The following is a 21508-nucleotide window of genomic DNA, read 5'->3' on the forward strand; positions in this document are numbered from 1 at the left end:
AGTAGACCTCATTTCTAACTCAAACGTCTCACACTTAATTCCACCATAAAAATCCGTTTTAGACTAATTTCCACTTTGGTCAGGTGAGTGGAAGTTACTTTGAGAAGTTACCAATCCTCCTATTCTAGAACGGGAGGGTCGGTATTTCTTTTATGATAGGACTAGATTGTGGTATAATAGAGAGAATAAGTTTTTTTAGTAAGACAAAGGAGAAAATAGATGATTTATGCAGGAATTCTTGCCGGTGGAACTGGCACACGTATGGGAATCAGTAATTTGCCAAAACAATTTTTAGAGCTAGGTGATCGACCTATTTTGATTCATACAATTGAAAAATTTGTCTTGGAACCAAGTATTGAAAAAATTGTGGTTGGGGTTCATGGAGACTGGGTTTCCCATGCAGAGGATCTTGTAGATAAATATCTACCTCTTCATAAAGATCGTATCATCATTACAAAAGGTGGTGCTGACCGTAATACGAGTATTGAGAAAATCATTGAAGCCATTGATGCTTATCGTCCGCTTACTCCAGAGGACATCGTTGTTACCCACGATTCTGTTCGTCCATTCATTACGCTTCGCATGATTCAGGACAATATCCAACTTGCTCAAAATCATGACGCAGTGGACACAGTGGTAGAAGCGGTTGATACTATCGTTGAAAGTACTAACGGTCAATTTATTACAGATATTCCAAATCGTGCTCACCTCTATCAAGGACAAACGCCTCAAACATTCCGTTGCAAGGACTTCATGGATCTTTACGGTTCTCTCTCTGCCGAAGAGAAAGAAATCTTAACAGATGCATGTAAAATCTTTGTAATCAAAGGAAAAGATGTAGCCTTGGCTAAGGGTGAATATTCAAATCTGAAAATTACTACAGTAACAGATTTGAAGATTGCAAAAAGCATGATTGAGGAAGAGTAATAAAATGATTAATCAAATTTACCAACTAACAAAGCCTAAGTTTATCAATGTCAAATATCAGGAAGAGGCTATTGACCAAGAGAATCATATCCTCATCCGCCCTAATTATATGGCGGTCTGTCATGCGGATCAGCGTTACTACCAAGGAAAACGTGATCCGAAGATTTTGAATAAAAAACTTCCAATGGCAATGATTCACGAGTCATGTGGAACCGTTATTTCTGACCCGACAGGAACCTACGAGGTTGGTCAAAAAGTTGTCATGATTCCTAATCAGCCTCCTATGCAGAGTGATGAAGAATTCTATGAAAACTACATGATAGGGACTCATTTCTTGTCTAGTGGCTTTGATGGCTTTATGAGAGAATTTGTTTCTCTCCCTAAAGATCGTGTGGTGCCTTATGATGCTATCGAAGATACGGTTGCAGCCATTACAGAGTTTGTCAGTGTCGGTATGCATGCTATGAATCGCTTATTGACACTTGCTCATAGCAAGCGGGACCGAATCGCCGTCATCGGAGATGGAAGTTTAGCTTTTGTGGTTGCCAATATTATCAACTATACTCTACCAGAAGCAGAGATTGTGGTTATTGGTCGTCATTGGGAAAAGTTGGAACTCTTCTCTTTTGCTAAGGAATGCTATATTACTGATAATATTCCTGAAGATTTGGCCTTTGACCATGCTTTTGAGTGTTGTGGTGGTGATGGTACTGGACCAGCTATTAATGACTTGATTCGCTACATTCGTCCTCAGGGAACGATTCTCATGATGGGAGTTAGTGAGTATAAAGTCAATCTCAATACACGCGATGCCTTAGAAAAAGGTTTGCTCTTGGTTGGTTCCTCTCGTTCTGGTCGCATCGATTTTGAAAATGCAATCCAAATGATGGAAGTCAAGAAATTTGCCAATCGTCTTAAAAATATCCTTTATCTAGAAGAACCTGTAAGAGAAATTAAAGATATTCACCGTGTCTTTGCGACCGATTTAAACACAGCCTTTAAAACAGTGTTTAAGTGGGAAGTATAGGTGCTGGAGGTTAATTGTGGAGAAAATCATTAAAGAAAAAATTTCTTCCTTACTTAGTCAAGAAGAGGAAGTCCTCAGTGTTGAACAACTGGGGGGGAATGACCAATCAAAACTATTTGGCCAAAACAACAAATAAGCAGTACATCGTTAAGTTCTTTGGTAAAGGGACTGAAAAGCTGATCAATCGTCAAGATGAAAAGTACAATCTTGAACTACTAAAGGATTTAGACTTAGATGTAAAAAATTATCTTTTTGATATTGAAGCTGGTATCAAAGTAAATGACTATATCGAATCTGCGATTACGCTTGATTCAACGTCAATCAAGACCAAATTTGATAAAATTGCTCCAATTTTACAAACCATTCATGCTTCTGGCAAGGAATTAAGAGGAGAATTTGCTCCTTTTGAAGAAATCAAAAAATACGAATCCTTGATTGAAGAGAAAATCCCTTATGCCAACTATGAAGCAGTTAGAAAAGAAGTCTTCTCCTTAGAGAAAAGACTGGCTGACTTAGGTGTTGACAGAAAATCTTGTCATATCGATTTGGTGCCTGAAAACTTTATCGAGTCACCACAAGGACGACTTTATCTGATTGACTGGGAATATTCATCAATGAACGATCCAATGTGGGATTTGGCTGCTCTCTTTTTAGAGTCTGAATTCACTCGTCAAGAGGAAGAAGCCTTCTTGTCTCACTATGAGAGTGAGCAAACACCTGTCTCTCGTGAAAAGATCGCGATCTATAAAATTTTGCAAGATACTATTTGGAGTCTATGGACCGTCTATAAGGAAGAGCAAGGCGCAGATTTTGGTGACTATGGTGTGAATCGTTACCAAAGAGCTGTTAAAGGTTTGTCCTATTATGGAGGTTCAGATGAAAAATAAAAATGGAGTTTCCTTCGGTCTACTCTCAGGTATTTTCTGGGGGTTAGGTCTAACGATCAGTGCTTATATCTTTTCGATTTTTACAGATTTGTCACCCTTTGTGGTAGCCGCTGCTCATGATTTCTTGAGTATCTTTATCTTACTAGCTTTTCTCTTGGTAAAAGAAGGAAAAGTTCGTCTCTCAATTTTCTTAAATATTCGCAATGTTAGTGTTATCATCGGAGCCTTACTAGCAGGCCCTATCGGTATGCAGGCCAATCTTTATGCAGTTAAGTATATCGGAAGTTCTTTAGCTTCATCTGTATCAGCTATTTACCCTGCGATTTCAGTTTTATTGGCTTTCTTCTTCTTGAAGCACAAGATTTCGAAAAATACTGTGTTTGGGATTATCTTGATTATTGCAGGGATTATTGCCCAGACCTATAAGGTTGAACAGGTCAATTCCTTCTATATTGGGATTCTCTGTGCTTTAGTTTGTGCTATTGCATGGGGAAGTGAGAGTGTTCTCAGCTCCTTTGCTATGGAAAGTGAATTAAGTGAAATCGAAGCCCTCTTAATCCGTCAAGTGACTTCATTCTTGTCCTATCTTGTGATTGTACTCTTCTCTCATCAATCATTTTCAGAAGTGGCCAATGGCCAATTGCTAGGTCTTATGATTGTCTTTGCAGCCTTTGATATGATTTCCTACTTGGCTTATTATATCGCTATCAATCGCTTGCAACCAGCCAAGGCTACAGGCTTGAATGTGAGCTATGTAGTATGGACAGTCTTGTTTGCAGTTGTTTTCTTGGGTGCACCGCTAGATATGCTGACAATTATTACGTCACTTGTCGTCATTGCTGGAGTTTATATTATTATTAAAGAATAAAGGAGATTCGTGTGAAAGCCATCATCTTAGCAGCGGGATTGGGAACTCGCTTGCGTCCTATGACTGAAAATACCCCTAAAGCCTTGGTTCAGGTTAATCAAAAACCTTTGATTGAATACCAGATTGAGTTTCTCAAAGAAAAAGGAATCAATGACATCATCATCGTTGGTTACCTTAAAGAACAATTCGATTACTTGAAAGAGAAATACGGTGTTCGCCTCGTTTTCAATGATAAATACGCTGACTACAATAACTTTTACTCTCTCTATCTTGTAAAAGAAGAATTGGCTAATAGCTATGTTATTGATGCCGACAATTATCTTTTTAAAAATATGTTCCGCAATGATTTGACTCGTTCGACTTATTTTAGTGTCTATCGTGAAGATTGTACCAACGAATGGTTCTTGGTCTATGGAGATGACTACAAGGTTCAAGACATTATTGTTGATAGCAAGGCAGGTCGTATCCTTAGTGGTGTATCCTTCTGGGATGCTCCAACAGCAGAAAAGATTGTCAGCTTTATCGACAAGGCCTATGCAAGTGGTGAATTTGTTGATCTCTATTGGGACAATATGGTTAAGGACAATATCAAAGAGTTGGATGTCTATGTTGAAGAATTAGAAGGCAATAGCATCTATGAGATCGATAGTGTCCAAGATTATCATAAATTAGAAGAAATTCTTAAAAACGAAAATTAAAGATTTTGTATGTGAGTTATAGTCTCGATAAAAATAGTTACATCAAAATGAAATAGGAATTAGGCGAATCAATTGGGGAAGTCAAATTAATGTGTTCGTATCCTATTTCAATCTATTATACAAGAAAAGTACAAATAAGAAATCTCCAGATTAGGAACCATCAGTGAGTTCTCTAGTTTGGAGATTTTTCAATATACTTCGTTATTGGACGGTTACAATTGAGTGTTATCTAGCTTCCGGCTCATTTATTTGTTGATTTAGCCCCATCCCTATCCAGCGGATATGTCGGTGTAATGGAATCCCTAGACAGAGGCGAAACTAAGTCCTTATTTAGTACTCGATCTGTTCCTTGTTGAACATAAGCCACGATAAGACGTAGCGGTTTATCGCCTATGGATTGCTTTTTATACTGAGTCGGATATAATACTGATGTTCCATCTGCTCCTACTAGCCCCCATGCAACGATGTCATAACCTTCTGCTGAGGTTTCAATTCCACCAAAATTTTCATTATGTCCACCTTGAACCAAATACATTTTCAATTGAGAGCCTTGCGGAATATTAGAACTAGAGAATCCATTTGGTGGAGTAGGAATTTTCCCCTTAACTATAGGTTTTTCTCCTGCTTTTCCCTCTACATCTTGTTGAGCAGTCTTTCCTGGATTTAGTGGAGATTCATCAAATTCTGGTTTTGGTAGTTGATACAGAACCTCTTGAATCTTACTAGACACGTGACCGCTTCCTTCAGTTACTGTTAAGGTTGTATTGTATAGCCCATAGAGATTTTTAGGAGACTGACCGGTAATAGTTAAAACAGCTCGTTTTCCATTACTATCAATTCTTGTTTTGATTGTAGCCCAAGTTTTACCGTCCTTACCCACCGTTGGGAACCCTGATAAAGAAATATTTCTAATAGTTCCAGTTTCTACAGTAGCAATATATTTTAAAGGTATCTCGTTTAAGTTTTGACCGTTATATAAATTACGAGTGTCTCTTTCTCTTCCTGAATCATCCCTAGATCTTTTTTCGTTCCCGGTACTTCCTGTAGCAAACCCATAAACAAGACCGGAAACACTTCTACGATTCCTGGTTCCTCCAGTTTCCTCTGCATCTTTCTTTAGATGAGCAGCCTTTTTATACTCCTCAAGTGCAGCATTAAAGACCTCCTGATTGACAAGCCCATTTTCTGATTGCCCCAATGCTTCGTTGAGTTTATCATAGGCTTCCTTGAGTTTTTGGACTTGTTCTGGATTTTCAGTGCTGGTCTTCAGTTCTTGGAGGAGTTTATGGATTTTGTCCGATAGAGGATAGCTCACTCTATCTAAATAGGAGATTTTAACTTTGATTTAACAGAGATAGAATCATAATAAGAATGATACAGCAAACTGAAGCTAGAATAGTAGACCTTGTTTTCTAAAATATTGTTAAAAATTAGTTTGAATTTCTCAACTAATTTTATTCAGTTACTACTTTATTATGCTATAAAAAATCAAACGCTCCCTTCTCATGATGGCAAAAACAAGCATGTAATAAAAAATTAATAATTCTGACATTTTAAGATATAGAGCTTGCAATCATTGATAAAATCAGCTACCATGAGTAAGTAAGTAAGTAAGTAAGTAAGTAAGTAAATTTGTCTCGATTATGATATAATAATTAAACTAGGTGAACTTTGCTAGTAGGAGAAGCAATATTTTGCCACTAGATATAAACATGAGACTTCCTTTCCAAAATAACATGACAACATTATTAATATTTGCTAAACCTACTAGACAGTTATCCTAGTTTTTTGAATAGAATGAATAGATAAAAGGAGTTACGAATATGACGCCAGAAGAAATGTACCTGACAGAGCGATTAGATGTACAGATAGCTCATTTTTTAAAGAAAAGTGTTCAACATCGTAGACGCTATAAGGTATTAAAAATAACAGAAATTGTGGCAGGTTTCCTCATAGCTGTCTTTTGTGCTATTCCTATGCCAGGTGATCGCTACCGTTTGATTTCGGTTGCTTTGTCCAGTCTCGGTTTGCTGTGTGAGGGGATTCTCAATTTGTATAATGCCAAGGAACACTGGATTTCTTACCAAAAAACTGCGCAACTCCTGGAGAGAGAAAAATTCCTCTATCAATGTCAAACAGAGAAATATGCAGGAAAAACCAAGGCTTTTGCCCTATTTGTCAAGACATGCGAAGGTCTTATCTCAGAGGAAATCAACCAGTGGGAAAGTATCCAGTCAAAAGAAGTGGCAACTAGTGCAGAAGCTCCAGGGCAAAAAGAATAGGAGGTGGAGGAAATGTCTCAATCTAGTTACCTGTCGCCCTTGCTCTGGTTAAAAAAAGAAGCCGATAAGGAAAAGATGAGTGCGACCCAGTGCCAGATATTTTTCTTTTATTATCAACTGTTTGAACTCTTATTTGCTAGAGAAAGCGACTTGAGAGACTTGTGTCTGGGAAGGCAAGGTTTTTATTTCTCGCAGTTAGAGAAAGATTTGCTTTCTGGAGTTTCCCAATTTCTAACAAACTTGGAGGGCAAAGGTACTCTCAAGACTAACCAAGAAGTATCAGCTCGCAAAGCCCTTTTTCTAGCTTTGACAACTAGCCCGTCAGATTGGCAGGAATTAGCTCCTGTTTTTGATTTTTATCAGGCTGTAGGGAGGCTTGAACATCCTTCTCTCTTGAGTTCTCAGGATAGACAATATCTGATGTGGATTTACCAGTCAGCTTTGGAGAAGGATTATAGTGTCAAGGTAATTGGCGACAAGCATTTTGTATTGAAGAGACAAGATGCTACTAAATTGACAGGGCGCCAAACTCAAACTTTGGAAATTCTGAGTCAATCAGAAGACTTGGTCAATCCTGTCTATGTTACATTAGGAGAAAAGGGGGTGCTCTTGCTTGATTAAGAGAGGAGATGTTGTAGCTCTTTATTTGCCTTTTCCAAGTATTAGTAGCGATTTGGCTGTGAAGAATCATATGTATATTTGTATTGACAACAGCATGACTAAAAACAAAGAGTTGGTTAAAAATCAGACCTTCAAACCAGCTCTCTTGACCAGACGTTTGGTCAAGAACTTTATGATAGAAGAGCCGGATTTAGCTCGTAATCCTTTTACAAGACCAACCTTGATTGACTTAGATAAGGTATTTATGTTGGATAATACGGTCATTCCGACTTCTTATCTAGCCAGACGGCGACGCAATGTCTCAGAAGAATTATACGAGGAAATTTTGGATCACTTAGTCCAACCACGGCTGATTTCGCTGAACAAGTCTGAGTTTATGCAACTCAATCCAGGAACTTATTAGGAGGTAGAAGATGGCAAATAAAGCAGTAAATGACTTTATACTAGCTATGGATTATGATAAAAAGAAACTCTTGACCCATCAGGGAGAGAGTATTGAAAATCGTTTCATCAAAGAGGGGAATCAGCTACCCGATGAGTTTGTTGTTATCGAAAGAAAGAAGCGGAGCTTGTCGACAAACACAAGTGATATTTCCGTGACGGCTACCAACGATAGTCGCCTCTATCCTGGTGCACTTCTCGTAGTGGATGAGACCTTGTTAGAGAATAATCCCACTCTTCTTGCGGTCGATCGTGCTCCGATGACTTATAGTATTGATTTGCCTGGTTTGGCAAGTAGTGATAGCTTTCTCCAAGTAGAAGATCCCAGCAATTCAAGTGTTCGCGGAGCGGTAAACGATTTGTTGGTTAAGTGGCATCAAGATTATGGTCAGACCAATAATGTCCCAGCTAGAATGCAGTATGAAAAAATCACGGCTCACAGCATGGAACAACTCAAGGTTAAGTTTGGTTCTGACTTTGAAAAGACAGGGAATTCTCTTGATATTGATTTTAATTCTGTCCATTCGGGCGAAAAGCAGATTCAGATTGTCAATTTTAAGCAGATTTATTATACAGTCAGCGTAGATGCTGTTAAAAATCCAGGAGATGTATTTCAAGATACTGTAACGGTAGAGGATTTGAGGCAGAGAGGAATTTCTGCCGATCGTCCTTTGGTCTATATTTCGAGTGTTGCTTACGGGCGTCAGGTTTATCTCAAGTTGGAAACTACGAGTAAGAGTGATGAAGTAGAGGCTGCTTTTGAGGCTTTGATAAAAGGAGTCAAGGTAGCTCCTCAGACAGAGTGGAAACAGATTTTAGACAATACAGAAGTGAAGGCAGTTATTTTAGGGGGCGACCCGAGTTCGGGTGCCCGAGTTGTAACAGGCAAGGTGGATATGGTAGAGGACTTGATTCAAGAAGGCAGTCGCTTTACAGCAGATCACCCAGGCTTGCCGATTTCCTATACAACTTCATTTTTACGTGACAATGTAGTTGCGACCTTTCAAAACAGTACAGACTATGTTGAAACTAAGGTGACAGCTTACAGAAACGGAGATTTACTCTTGGATCATAGCGGTGCCTATGTTGCCCAATATTACATTACTTGGGATGAATTATCCTATGATTATCAAGGTAAAGAAGTTTTGACTCCTAAGGCTTGGGACAGAAATGGCCAGGATTTGACGGCTCATTTTACCACTAGTATTCCTTTAAAAGGGAATGTTCGCAATCTCTCTGTTAAAATTAGAGAGTGTACCGGACTTGCCTGGGAATGGTGGCGTACGGTTTATGAAAAAACTGATTTGCCACTAGTGCGTAAGCGGACGATTTCTATTTGGGGAACAACTCTTTATCCTCAGGTAGAAGATAAGGTAGAGAATGACTAGGAGAGGAGAATGCTTGCGACAAAAAGAGTGAATGGCGATTTGTTTTCAGGACTTATCACAGATGTGGATGAGGAAATCATGAATAGCGATCAAAATCGCCTTGATATTGATACTATTGTCATCCACCATAATGGTGGGCTGAGTGATGAGGGGGCTAGAAGTACTTGGTATGTCTCTACAGGTCATGGCACATCTGCTCACTATCAGGTGACTCCTGATAAGATATGGGGGTGTGTTGGTGAAGAGAGCGTTGCCTATCATGCTGGCAACTATGAAGTCAATCAGCGTTCGATTGGTATTGAACACTTAAATAACCGTGGGGAACCTGACTGGACTATTGCAGAGGAAACCTACTGGAACTCAGCACGTTTGATTGCAGATATTTGTGATCGTTATAATTTGCCAATCAATCGTGAGACCATCCATCCTCACCAGGAATTTACTGCTACAGATTGCCCTGGGGGGATTGATCTAAATCGACTCATCCAGATGGCGGCTGAGATTCATGCTGGCGATAGTTTCCAAGTCTCAAAAGAGGAACAGCCTCGAGATGGGAATGGAGAGTATCTAGTGCGTGTGGTAGATGATGATCTCTACATCCGAACAGGCCCAGGTCTGGCTTATCCTGACCAAGGTTTTTGTCCTCTTGGGACTTTTACCATCATGCAGGTAGAAGAAGCAGATGGCTATACTTGGGGCTTGTTGAAGTCGGGTAGGGGCTGGATCGCACTAGACTATACAGAAGAAATCAAATAGAAAAAGGAAGGAAGAATGAATGAAACTAAAAAGTAAAGAAGAGCGCAAAGGGGAAAAGGTTTTTCGTTACTCAATAAGGAAGTACCACTTTGGTGCTGCCAGCGTTGCCGTTGCGGCGCTGATGTTTTTTGCCAACGGGACAGTACAGGCACAAACGCTTGAGATTTCCCCAGCGACAGAGAACGGAACGACTAGAACGACTAATCTTGTAAGCGATTCCTCGGGGGGTCTAAAGAGCTAAGTGAGGAAAGTCCTGTCACAGACCCCGGTCGGCTAGAGCGATCTGGTCAAGGTAATCAAGAGTCTCAAGAGACATCTGATGAAAACCAGTCTCTGACAAAAACTAGTGAAAAAGACAAGGAAGAAAAGCCAGCAGAGGCAAACCGCCCTACTGTAGATAAGTCGCTAGCCCAGTCTGCACAATCCAGTCTACAAGCCTTGCTTGCCAATCTGACACTGGACTCTATGAAAGAACTTCACGCTCGTGTAGAAGCAGGTCTAGCACGAGCTAAGGCTATACTTGAAAATCCACAGGTTAGTCAAGAGGAAGTTAATGCCCAGACGTAAGCCATGAGGGAGCTGACTGAGGAAGTCAACAAGGCTTTGGCTGGTGGAGTCACTTCTCCAGCTGAGCTAGGAGAAGGAAGGAGTGCGACTCTGAGTGAATCGAGCCCGACTCTTAGACGGGGGCGACGTGGTAGGGGATCGCTAACCTCTCCTGCAGCACCAGTGTCAACAGAAAACCAAGAAAAGGAGGAGACAACGGAGGAGGCTACAGACTACACAAATGGTCCAGGTAGCTATCCTCTATCAGAAAACATCCATAAACTCCTCCAAGAGCTGAAGACCAGCACTGAAAATCCAGAACAAGTCCAAAAACTGAAAGAAGCATACGATAAACTAAATGAAGCACTTCAGACAAAGGAAGATGGGTTTGTTGACCAGGAGGTCTTTAATGCTGCTCTTGAGGAGTATAAAAAGGCTAGTCACCTGAAAAAAGATGCAGAGGAAACTGGAATAACTAGGAGTCGAAGAAGTAAACGTGACGCTGTTAGCTTAAAGCTAGAGAAGCTTGCTCCAGGTCGTGTAGAACGCCCTTCTCGATTTCCGAAGGATACTGTTGGAGACTACCAATATCAGGGATATGGTTTAAGATTTAAAGCTGAATCAACAACGAGAAATATTCGTGACATAACTATTTCCGGGATAGAGGGCTTGAATCTTACAGCAGAAATAAGTGGTAAGGGTACTCGTAAAGCTATATTGAAATTAACTGGTAAAATCCCAACGACTCAGTATGGTATAAGAGAGTATGTCGTTACAGCTACGGATGAGAGCGGAGTTCAACAACAATACAGAGGACAGATACAATTACCTCTTCCAAAAGCAACATTCATTACAACGGATGAAGAACTTAAAGGAAAAGCGGGTACGATTCCTCAAGACCCGACATTTAGAGACCCTTCTAAGTTTATTAGAGCTAAACTACCTAGTGGAGTTGATACAAGAAACAGAACTAATAATCAAGAAGTGAGAGTTTATCTAGTGAAAGGCGGCAGTACTTATAATGGATATGATACAGTTGTGCCATATGCTAAAGACTTTACAATCATTTCAAGTGGTCGTCCAGATAGTAATGGAGTAGTAACTTTTACTCCGCCTGACTACCAAAAATATGGTGTTGATAAATTAGGAACCGATCAATTACGATTGGTCACAATGATGGTAACAAGTGGTACGGATAGATCGCTTGATAACGAAGGCTCTATATCCCCGATGTCAGATAGCACCATACGGGCGACAGTTCCGGTGGATAGGGATGGAGCAATTAGCGAACTGGATAACAAAGCCAATGCGAAGAAAACAGCGATTGAGAAGATTCCAAACTTAACCTCAGAAGAGATTAACGCTGCGAAACGCCAGGTAGAAGACGCTCTTACAGAAGCGAAACGTAAAGTAGGAGAGGCGACAGACCAGGCAGGAGTTAACCAAGCTAAGCAGGCTGGACTCGATGCCATCAACAACATCAATCCAACCGCTACGAGAAATCGAAGAACTCCTCCACGTCGCGCTCGTAGAAGTGTAGGATTTGTAGGAAATTCCCAAACAGCTACAACTCCATCGGCTGTTGACAAGTCAGAACTTCAGTCTCTAGTAGAGGATCTGGAACGTCGCCTGCAAGATATAGCAGGTCTATCTCCTGAAGTACTTGAGGAAGCACATCGTATCTTGGGAGAGGCGCAAGCAGCTCTTGCTAATGAAAACTTAACAGCTCAAGAATTGGCAGATCTCCTTGCTAAAGTTAGACAGGCTCTCAATTCTCTACAAATTGGTACATCAGCTGATAAGAGTCAGTCTGCGTTGAACTCAAATAAAGAAGCAGAAAGTGCCAAGGAAGCTAAAAATGCGACAGAAGTCCCTCTATATGGTGTCTTAGGAGCTGCAGTTCTTTCTCTTCTAGGAGCTCTCCTCTTTGCAGTAGCTCGTAAAAAAGGCTCTCAACTAGATAAGCTTTCAAAAGAATTGAATCAGCTTGTAGTTGAGCTAGAGGCTAGCGACAAGGATAAAAAAGTTCTAAACAAGGCTAAGAAATTAGCTGATGAAGCACGACTCTTTGTAGATAGCCATCAAAAAGATTCTCAAAAAGAAGCAGAACTAATTTCTAAAATCAAGACTGTTCTCAGTCAACTCAAAGAAGAAGTCTAGTTTTGAAGAAAACACTACTTTCAGGAACTGAGTGAGTAGGTTTGTAGCTATGATGAGGAAATAAGAAATCTCCAGATTAGGAACCGTCAATGAGTTCTCTAGTCTGGAGATTTTTCAATATACTTCATTATTGGGGGATTACAAATAGTCGGATGTTTTTTTGATTTTTTACGAATAAATAGATGAGTAGAAAAAGAAATGGAGTTATTTATGAAAATCACAAACTATGAAATCTATAAGTTAAAAAAATCAGGTTTGAGCAATCAACAGATTTTGAATGTCCTAGAATACGGTGAAAATGTTGATCAAGAACTGTTGTTAGGTGATATTGCAGATATATCAGGTTGCCGAAATCCAGCCGTTTTTATGGAACGTTATTTTCAGATAGATGATTCGCATTTGGAGAAAGAATTTCAAAAATTTCCATCTTTCTCTATTTTAGACGACTGTTATCCTTGGGATTTGAGTGAAATATACGACGCGCCTGTGCTTTTATTTTACAAGGGAAATCTGGACCTCTTGAAATTCCCGAAGGTAGCAGTCGTAGGAAGTCGTGCTTGTAGCAAACAGGGCGCTAAGTCAGTTGAAAAAGTCATTCAGGGCTTGGAAAATGAACTGGTTATCGTCAGTGGATTAGCCAAGGGCATTGACACAGCAGCTCATATGGCAGCTCTCCAGAATGGCGGAAAAACCATTGCAGTGATTGGAACAGGACTGGATGTGTTTTATCCTAAAGCCAATAAACGCTTGCAAGACCACATCGGCAATGATCATCTGATTCTCAGTGAGTATGGACCTGGTGAACAACCTCTGAAATTTCATTTTCCTGCCCGTAATCGCATTATTGCTGGACTTTGCCGTGGTGTGATTGTAGCAGAGGCCAAGATGCGCTCAGGTAGTCTCATTACCTGTGAGAGAGCAATGGAGGAAGGGCGCGATGTCTTTGCTATACCTGGTAGCATTTTAGATGGACTATCAGACGGTTGCCATCATTTGATTCAAGAAGGAGCAAAATTGGTTACAAGTGGGAAGGATGTTCTTGCAGAATTTGAATTTTAAAAATGACCTAAGCTAGAATTCTGAGAAAAAATCAATTTCAAGATAAAATGAAGTAAATATCCCCACAAGAAAATGCATAGTATCAGTTTTTTCATCACTTGATATTATGCGTTTTTTCTAAGTGGGGAAGTAGAGTGGAGGACTTTTCCCATAGGAAGGAAAGTAATTTAGTGTAATTGAGAAAGGAGAGTTGCTTGCGACTAATCTTGGTCAGCTTCCTGTTAGGGAGGCTTATCATCTAAAATCTTGTCGCTAAGGAAAAATAAATTCTTCAAAAGTAGAGATTACAAGGCTTGTTTAAGAAAGAATTCAAAGACCTTGACAGATAAAAATAAAATGGTTATTATAAAAAATGATCTGAAATTGATGATGATACTCTTCAAAAATCTTTTTATGTCAGTTCAGCTTTGCCTTGCTGTGTTTTGAGCAAGTTACGGTGAGCTTCCGAGTTTGATTTTCATTTACTAGAAATGAAGCTGATGAGAGATAGCAGTAGACATTTGCGTCAGGATGTGATGGAAAATGATAAAAAGATCTCGTGAGATTGGCATATTAGGCTACTAAAGCATTGAGTTTGTTAGGATTTTATACTCAATGAAAATCAAAGAGCAAACTAGGAAGCTAGCCGCAGGTTGCTCAAAGCACTGCTTTGAGGTTGTAGATAAGACTGACGAAGTCAGTTACATATATCTACGGCAAGGTGAAGCTGACGTGATTTGAAGAGATTTTCGAAGAGTATTAGTGACTAGTTAGCTAGGAAAGGAAGATATTTGTGACAAATAATAAACTGTATTCGTTGGTAGAATTTAGAAATAAAATATATGAAGAATTAGAACTTTCCAGAAGTGATTTAGCGATTTTGCTATGTGCCATGCTTATCGCCTCTATCGGATTAAATATGGATTCGACTCCCGTGATTATTGGAGCCATGTTAATCTCTCCTTTGATGACACCTATTCTGGGAGTGGGGCTCTCTCTAGCTATATTTGATTTTAAATTGTTAAGAAAATCTTTTAAAATCTTAGCTATCCAAATTCTTGCCAGTTTAATAGCTTCAACACTTTATTTTTATCTTTCTCCCATTTCATATGCTAGTTCGGAGATTGTTGCTAGAACCTCTCCGACTATTTGGGATGTTCTCATTGCTTTTGTAGGAGGGATAGCTGGTATTATTGGTGCTAGGAAAAAAGAGACCAATAATATTGTCCCTGGTGTCGCTATTGCAACCGCCTTGATGCCTCCTCTTTGTACGGTAGGTTATGCTATTGCTTCTGCTAATCTAAAATTTATCATAGGCTCCTCTTACCTATTCCTCATCAATTGTAGTTTTATTGTCATTGCGACTTATATAGGTGTTAGGTTGATGATGGTTAAGAAGCACTATTTTAGAGATAATGAAGAAGACTCTAAAATGCGCAGGATTTTGCTTCTAGTTGCTGTTTTGCTGATGATTCCGAGTTTCATCTCTGCAACGACTTTAGTGAGAGAAACATTGAAAAAAGAGTCCCTTAATAAATTTATATCAGAGCAGTTTCAGGGGCATAATATTTTGAAAAAAACCTATTCTAAAAAAAACTCATACCCTAAAGCTAACCATCTCAGGAAATTATTTGACAGAAGAAGAACTCGATATGATTTCCAGTAAGAGGGGAGACTATGGTTTAAGTGATGTTTCTGTTCAAGTTTCACAATTGTCTGATTCAGAACAACTTAGCAAGGAAGAACTGGTAGAATATTTCTTCCAGTATATCAAGGATAAGGAAGCAAAAGAAAAGGAAAAAGCTAATAAATTTGATACAGAGTCTGAGGAACAATAATTTCTTGAGAATAGCTGGTTTTTCTCGTGAGTCTTCTATGTATATCAAAGGAAGATTGTGGTCTTAAGTATAAACTTTTCTTCTATTATAGTAGCTAAGTCTTGACAGGGTTCAAAAAATGGTTTACACTTTATAAAGTTTATTACTTTGAAAAGGTGTGATACTGTGGCTACGGCAACAAAAAAGAAAAAATCAACAGTTAAAAAAAATCTAGTCATCGTGGAGTCGCCTGCTAAGGCCAAGACGATTGAAAAATATCTAGGCAGAAACTACAAGGTTTTAGCCAGTGTCGGGCATATCCGTGATTTGAAGAAATCCAGTATGTCCGTCGATATTGAAAATAATTATGAACCGCAATATATCAATATCCGAGGAAAAGGACCTCTCATCAATGACTTGAAAAAAGAAGCCAAAAAAGCTAATAAAGTCTTTCTGGCGAGTGACCCGGACCGTGAAGGAGAAGCGATTTCTTGGCATTTAGCCCATATTCTCAACTTGGATGAAAATGATGCCAACCGTGTGGTCTTCAATGAAATCACCAAGGATGCGGTCAAAAATGCTTTCAAAGAGCCACGCAAGATTGATATGGACTTGGTCGATGCCCAACAGGCACGCCGTGTCTTGGACCGCTTGGTAGGGTACTCGATTTCGCCTATTTTGTGGAAGAAGGTCAAGAAAGGCTTATCAGCAGGGCGCGTACAGTCTATTGCCCTTAAACTCATCATTGACCGTGAAAATGAAATCAATGCCTTCCAGCCAGAAGAATATTGGACAATTGATGGTGTCTTTAAAAAGGGAACCAAGCAATTTCAGGCTTCCTTCTATGGAGTGGATGGTAAAAAGCTGAAACTGACTAGTAATGATGAGGTCAAGGAAGTCTTGTCTCGTCTGACTAGCAAAGATTTTTCAGTGGATCAGGTAGATAAGAAAGAGCGCAAACGCAATGCTCCATTACCCTATACCACTTCATCTATGCAGATGGATGCTGCCAATAAAATCAATTTCCGTACTCGAAAAACCATGATGGTTGCCCAACAGCTCTATGAAGGAATTAATATCGGTTCTGGTGTTCAAGGTTTGATTACCTATATGCGTACTGATTCGACTCGTATCAGTCCAGTGGCGCAAAATGAGGCAGCAAGCTTCATTACGGACCGTTTTGGTAGCAAGTATTCTAAGCATGGTAGCAAGGTTAAAAATGCTTCTGGAGCTCAGGATGCCCACGAGGCTATTCGTCCGTCTAGCGTTTTTAATACACCTGAAAGCATCGCTAAGTATCTGGACAAGGATCAGCTCAAGCTTTATACCCTTATCTGGAATCGTTTTGTAGCGAGTCAGATGACAGCTGCTGTCTTTGATACCATGGCTGTTAAATTGTCTCAAAATGGGGTTCAATTTGCTGCCAATGGTAGTCAGGTTAAGTTTGATGGTTATCTTGCTATTTATAATGATTCTGATAAGAATAAGATGTTACCAGATATGGCTGTTGGAGATGTGGTTAAGCAGGTGAATAGCAAACCAGAGCAACATTTCACTCAACCGCCTGCTCGTTATTCTGAAGCGACATTGATTAAGACCTTGGAGGAAAATGGGGTTGGACGTCCGTCAACCTACGCACCGACCATTGAAACTATTCAGAAACGTTATTATGTTCGCCTTGCAGCCAAACGCTTTGAACCGACAGAGTTGGGAGAAATTGTTAACAAGCTCATCGTTGAATATTTCCCAGATATCGTAAACGTGACCTTCACAGCTGAAATGGAAGGAAAACTGGATGATGTCGAAGTCGGAAAAGAGCAGTGGCAACGTGTTATAGATGCCTTTTACAAACCATTCTCTAAAGAAGTCGCCAAGGCTGAAGAAGAAATGGAAAAAATCCAGATCAAGGATGAACCAGCTGGATTTGACTGTGAAGTGTGTGGCAGTCCAATGGTCATTAAACTTGGTCGTTTTGGTAAGTTCTACGCTTGTAGCAATTTCCCAGATTGCCGTCATACCCAAGCAATCGTGAAAGAAATCGGCGTAGAGTGTCCAAGCTGTCATCAGGGACAAATCATTGAGCGTAAAACAAAACGTAACCGCCTTTTCTATGGTTGCAATCGCTATCCAGACTGTGAATTTACCTCTTGGGATAAGCCTGTTGGTCGTGACTGTCCAAAATGTGGCAACTTCCTCATGGAGAAAAAAGTCCGTGGTGGTGGCAAGCAGGTTGTTTGTAGCAAGGGTGATTACGAAGAAGAAAAGATTAAATAAGAGGAGAGCCCTGAAAGTTAATTTCAGGCTCTTTTTGGTTGGAGCTTGACAAAATTCATCATTTTATGCGAAACTAGAAGAAGATTATTTTAACTAGGAGTAGTTATGCGTATTATTTATCTAATTATTGGTTTTTTATCACTGGCCTTGGCTATTGTTGGGGTAGTTTTACCCTTGTTACCCACAACGCCTTTTCTTTTGTTGTCTATTGCTTGTTTTTCTAGAAGTTCCAAGCGCTTCGAAGATTGGCTTTATCATACCAAGCTCTATCAAGCATATGTAGCTGATTTTCGCGAGACTAGGTCTATTGCGCGTGAACGTAAGAAAAAAATCATCGTATCTATCTATATATTGATGGGAATTTCCATTTATTTTGCCCCTCTCTTACCAGTTAAAATCGGTCTGGGAGCCTTGACCATCTTTATCACTTATTATCTCTTCAAGATCATTCCAGACAAAGAATAAGTAAAATTTGTAACTATTTCCCTTGATAAAAATGAAAGCATATTCACCACAATATGATATAATAAATTAAAAGTAATCTTCAAGGAGAATCAAATGATTTACGAATTTTGTGCTGAAAATGTGACCTTGCTTGAAAAAGCGATGCAGGCTGGGGCTCGTCGAATCGAACTCTGTGATAATCTTGCAGTGGGAGGAACAACTCCCAGCTATGGAGTAACCAAGGCAGCGGTTGAATTGGCAGCTAACTACGATACGACCATCATGACCATGATTCGTCCACGTGGTGGCGACTTTGTCTATAATGAACTAGAAATTGCAATTATGCTAGAAGACATTCGGTTGGCTACTCAGGCTGGAAGTCAAGGGGTTGTATTTGGGGCTTTAACTGCTGAGAAGAAGTTGGATAAGCCTAATCTTGAAAAGTTAATTGCGGCATCAAAAGGGATGGAAATTGTCTTTCACATGGCCTTTGATGAATTGAGTGATGAGGATCAACTGGAAGCTATTGACTGGCTCAGCCAAGCCGGTGTCACCCGTATCCTAACTCGTGCTGGTGTGTCTGGTGACTCCTTAGAAAAACGTTTTGCTCACTATCACAGAATTTTGGAGCATGCTAAAGGTAAGATTGAAATTCTACCAGGTGGGGGGATTGACCTTGACAACCGTCAAACCTTTATCGACCAGCTGGGTGTAGCACAATTGCATGGTACTAAGGTTGTCTTTTAAAAAATAGAAAGGAACTGCTAGCTTTGGGTAGCAGTTTTCACTTATGTTTGAAATTTTTAAATCCTATCAGTTTAATCAAGAAAAGGCTCGTGCCTATGGTTTTGTAGAAAATAGTGGAGTCTGGACCTATAGTTGCCAGATTTTGCAGGGTGACTTTGTCATGACTGTGTCCATCACTGCTGATAATGTGAGTTTTCAAGTCTTTGACCAGGAAACCGGTGACCTCTATCCACAAGTCCATATGGAAAGCTTTAAAGGAAGTTTTGTTGCAAGTGTCCGTGAAGCTTGTCTGGAGATTCTTTACCAGATTCGGAAGGCTTGTTTTGAGGTACAGGATTTTATCTGTCCTCAGACTAAGCGAATCATGATTCAAGTTCAGGAAAAGTATGGAAATCAGTTGGAGTATCTGTGGGAGAAATCGCCTGATACGGCAGTGTTAAGACATGAAGGCAATAAAAAGTGGTATGCCGTCTTGATGAGAATCTCTTGGGATAAGCTGGAAAAGGGTAGAGAAGGATTAGTGGAAGCAGTCAACCTCAAGCATGACCAAGTAGCTGATTTGCTTTCAAAAAAGGGCATTTATCCAGCTTTTCATATGAACAAACGCTACTGGATTAGTGTGGCTTTTGATGATACTTTGTCAGATGAAATAGTACTGGAATTGATAGAAAAAAGTTGGAATTTAACTTCTAAAAAATGAAACATTTCAAGGATTTTCAATAATTTTCAATTAGCTAAATATTCTATACTGAAGAAATTTTCAGAAAATATTTGATTTTTTCTTGACAAGTGCTTTTTCCTGTGCTAAAATACTAAACAAGATATCAAACGAAGGAGAAAGTCAAACATGAGAACAGCTAAGTTTAATCAATTTGCTTTGTTGTTGAGGTACTCGGGCTAGTGCAAAAAGCATTAGTCCTGTTTGGCTTACCAAGCGGGAGTGAATCAACATCTCGCTTGGACTTCTGAGCGAGATGTTTTTTTAAAACCACATTTGGAAAAGGGGAAATCTTATGAGAACAGTTGAATTTCTAGATACCAGCCTTCGGGATGGAGAGCAGACACCGGGCGTTAATTTTTCAATCAAGGAAAAAATTGCCATTGCAAGGCAGCTGGAGAAATGGGGTATTTCAGCCATTGAAGCTGGTTTTCCGGCGGCGAGTCCTGATTCATTCACAGCAGTGCAGGAGATTGCTAAGGTCTTGAAGAAAACAGCGGTGACTGGTTTGGCACGCTCTGTCAAGTCTGATATCGATGCTTGTTATGAGGCCCTCAAGGACGCCAAGTATCCACAGGTTCACGTCTTTATTGCTACCAGTCCGATTCACCGAAAGTATAAGCTCAATAAGAGCAAGGAAGAGATTTTGGAAGCTATTAAGGAGCATGTTTCTTATGCCCGTTCTAAGTTTGAAGTGGTCGAATTCTCTCCTGAAGATGCGACCAGAACAGAGTTGGATTTCCTCTTGCAAGTTGTTCAAACAGCGGTTGATGCAGGGGCGTCTTATATCAATATTCCTGATACGGTAGGATTTACCATACCAGAGGAATATGGAGCCATCTTCAAATACCTGATTGAGAATGTCAAGACGGATCGCCAGATCATCTATTCGCCTCACTGTCATGATGATCTTGGAATGGCAGTGGCTAATAGCCTTGCTGCCGTCAAGAATGGGGCAGGACGTGTTGAAGGAACTATCAACGGTATTGGGGAGCGAGCTGGAAATGCTGCTTTGGAAGAAATAGCAGTGGCTCTCAATATTCGCCAAGATTACTATCAAGCAGAAACTAGTATTGTTTTAAATGAAACCATCAATACGTCAGAAATGGTTTCTCGCTTCTCAGGAATTCCAGTTCCTAAAAACAAGGCTGTGGTCGGTGGCAATGCCTTTTCTCACGAATCTGGTATTCACCAAGACGGAGTTCTTAAAAATCCTCTTACCTATGAAATCATCACTCCTGAATTGGTCGGTGTCAAGAGTAATAGCCTCCCACTTGGAAAATTGTCTGGTCGCCATGCCTTTGTCGAGAAACTAAGAGAATTGGCCCTAGACTTTACAGAAGAGGACATCAAACCACTCTTCTCTAAGTTCAAGGCACTGGCCGACAAGAAACAAGAAATCACAGATGCAGATATTCGTGCTCTGGTAGCTGGAACCATGGTTGAAAACCCAGAAGGATTCCACTTTGATGATTTACAACTTCAAACTCATGCAGATAATGACATTGAAGCGCTCGTTAGCCTGGCTAATATGGATGGTGAGAAAGTCGAATTTAATGCGACAGGGCAAGGTTCTGTTGAGGCTATCTTCAACGCTATTGACAAATTCTTCAATCAATCCGTTCGCTTGGTGTCTTACACTATCGATGCGGTGACGGATGGAATCGATGCCCAAGCTCGGGTCTTGGTCACTGTTGAAAATAGAGATACAGAAACCATCTTTAATGCAGCAGGCCTTGATTTCGATGTGTTGAAGGCTTCGGCTATTGCCTATATAAACGCTAATACCTTTGTTCAAAAAGAAAATGCTGGTGAGATGGGACGCAGTGTTTCCTATCGAGATATGCCTAGTGTGTAAAGGAGAAGGCT

17 protein-coding genes and 3 pseudogenes are annotated in these 21508 nt (G+C 40.0%); 19 read left to right on the forward strand and 1 reads right to left on the reverse strand.

All coding sequences use genetic code 11. From position 1 onward, the window contains the following. The first annotated feature begins 219 nt into the window (after positions 1-219). The 5 genes and pseudogenes from K4Z77_RS08275 to K4Z77_RS08295 all read left to right on the forward strand — a co-directional run bounded on the left by K4Z77_RS08275 (position 220) and on the right by K4Z77_RS08295 (position 4407). Entirely contained in the window at positions 220-927 is a 708-nt protein-coding gene (locus K4Z77_RS08275; protein WP_004259627.1) for an IspD/TarI family cytidylyltransferase, read from the forward strand. A 4-nt stretch (positions 928-931) separates the two neighbouring features. Beyond that, positions 932-1954 (forward strand): ribitol-5-phosphate dehydrogenase, encoded by a 1023-nt coding sequence (locus tag K4Z77_RS08280; protein ID WP_049488776.1) that lies wholly within the window; start codon positions 932-934, stop codon positions 1952-1954. 16 nt (positions 1955-1970) lie between these two features. Continuing rightward, positions 1971-2841: pseudogene (licA, locus tag K4Z77_RS08285) on the forward strand (choline kinase LicA). Further along, on the forward strand, positions 2831-3709 hold the full coding sequence (locus tag K4Z77_RS08290; RefSeq protein ID WP_049491764.1) for a DMT family transporter: 879 nt from the start codon (positions 2831-2833) through the stop codon (positions 3707-3709). Before licA ends, K4Z77_RS08290 begins: the two are co-directional and overlap by 11 nt. 11 nt (positions 3710-3720) lie before the next feature. Then, a complete protein-coding gene (locus tag K4Z77_RS08295) occupies positions 3721-4407 on the forward strand; it encodes a sugar phosphate nucleotidyltransferase (protein ID WP_224219017.1) in 687 nt (228 codons plus the stop codon). A gap of 241 nt (positions 4408-4648) precedes the next feature. On the opposite strand, the gene K4Z77_RS08300 is transcribed toward K4Z77_RS08295, so the two are convergent. Then, positions 4649-5722 carry a hypothetical protein gene (locus K4Z77_RS08300; RefSeq protein WP_207759456.1) on the reverse strand — a complete coding sequence of 358 codons (1074 nt, stop codon included), beginning with the start codon at positions 5720-5722 and terminating at the stop codon, positions 4649-4651. A 508-nt stretch (positions 5723-6230) separates the two neighbouring features. On the opposite strand from K4Z77_RS08300, the gene K4Z77_RS08305 reads away from it, so the two are divergent. The 14 genes and pseudogenes from K4Z77_RS08305 to K4Z77_RS08370 all read left to right on the forward strand — a co-directional run bounded on the left by K4Z77_RS08305 (position 6231) and on the right by K4Z77_RS08370 (position 21497). Further along, on the forward strand, positions 6231-6689 hold the full coding sequence (locus tag K4Z77_RS08305; protein ID WP_173214605.1) for a DUF4231 domain-containing protein: 459 nt from the start codon (positions 6231-6233) through the stop codon (positions 6687-6689). Positions 6690-6701: 12 nt separating this feature from the next. Next, positions 6702-7310 carry a hypothetical protein gene (locus K4Z77_RS08310; RefSeq protein ID WP_224219018.1) on the forward strand — a complete coding sequence of 203 codons (609 nt, stop codon included), beginning with the start codon at positions 6702-6704 and terminating at the stop codon, positions 7308-7310. 70 nt (positions 7311-7380) lie between these two features. Then, positions 7381-7713, forward strand: a complete 333-nt coding sequence (locus tag K4Z77_RS08315; protein WP_001812878.1) for a hypothetical protein — start codon at positions 7381-7383, stop codon at positions 7711-7713. Between the two features lie 10 nt (positions 7714-7723). Beyond that, positions 7724-9139 (forward strand): cholesterol-dependent cytolysin pneumolysin, encoded by a 1416-nt coding sequence (gene ply / locus K4Z77_RS08320; RefSeq protein ID WP_224219019.1) that lies wholly within the window; start codon positions 7724-7726, stop codon positions 9137-9139. Between the two features lie 9 nt (positions 9140-9148). Beyond that, the gene (locus K4Z77_RS08325; protein WP_224219020.1) at positions 9149-9895 is read left to right on the forward strand and encodes a peptidoglycan recognition protein family protein; all 747 of its coding nucleotides are present in this window, start codon (positions 9149-9151) and stop codon (positions 9893-9895) included. 19 nt (positions 9896-9914) lie between these two features. Beyond that, positions 9915-10306: pseudogene (locus K4Z77_RS09795) on the forward strand (YSIRK-type signal peptide-containing protein); the annotation flags it as partial. A 1365-nt stretch (positions 10307-11671) separates the two neighbouring features. Beyond that, positions 11672-12601, forward strand: coding sequence for a DUF1542 domain-containing protein (locus K4Z77_RS09800; RefSeq protein WP_474104199.1), 930 nt, complete (start codon positions 11672-11674; stop codon positions 12599-12601). Between the two features lie 210 nt (positions 12602-12811). Then, positions 12812-13660: a DNA-processing protein DprA gene (gene dprA / locus K4Z77_RS08340; RefSeq protein WP_173252888.1), complete on the forward strand. Its 849-nt coding sequence runs from the start codon at positions 12812-12814 to the stop codon at positions 13658-13660. 772 nt (positions 13661-14432) lie between these two features. Beyond that, a pseudogene (locus tag K4Z77_RS08345) lies at positions 14433-15477 on the forward strand (TIGR00341 family protein). Positions 15478-15642: 165 nt separating this feature from the next. After that, the gene (gene topA, locus K4Z77_RS08350) at positions 15643-17730 is read left to right on the forward strand and encodes a type I DNA topoisomerase (RefSeq protein WP_224219023.1); all 2088 of its coding nucleotides are present in this window, start codon (positions 15643-15645) and stop codon (positions 17728-17730) included. 105 nt (positions 17731-17835) lie between these two features. Further along, entirely contained in the window at positions 17836-18195 is a 360-nt protein-coding gene (locus tag K4Z77_RS08355; RefSeq protein ID WP_224219024.1) for a YbaN family protein, read from the forward strand. Positions 18196-18288: 93 nt separating this feature from the next. Then, positions 18289-18921, forward strand: a complete 633-nt coding sequence (locus K4Z77_RS08360; protein ID WP_224219025.1) for a copper homeostasis protein CutC — start codon at positions 18289-18291, stop codon at positions 18919-18921. A 43-nt stretch (positions 18922-18964) separates the two neighbouring features. Beyond that, complete coding sequence (locus K4Z77_RS08365) at positions 18965-19621, forward strand: MmcQ/YjbR family DNA-binding protein (RefSeq protein ID WP_224219026.1); 657 nt, start codon at positions 18965-18967, stop codon at positions 19619-19621. Positions 19622-19934: 313 nt separating this feature from the next. Continuing rightward, the gene (locus K4Z77_RS08370) at positions 19935-21497 is read left to right on the forward strand and encodes a 2-isopropylmalate synthase (RefSeq protein ID WP_153192413.1); all 1563 of its coding nucleotides are present in this window, start codon (positions 19935-19937) and stop codon (positions 21495-21497) included. Positions 21498-21508: the final 11 nt, after the last annotated feature.

This window comes from Streptococcus mitis subsp. hohhotensis, from assembly GCF_020089495.2.
Classification (GTDB): domain Bacteria; phylum Bacillota; class Bacilli; order Lactobacillales; family Streptococcaceae; genus Streptococcus; species Streptococcus hohhotensis.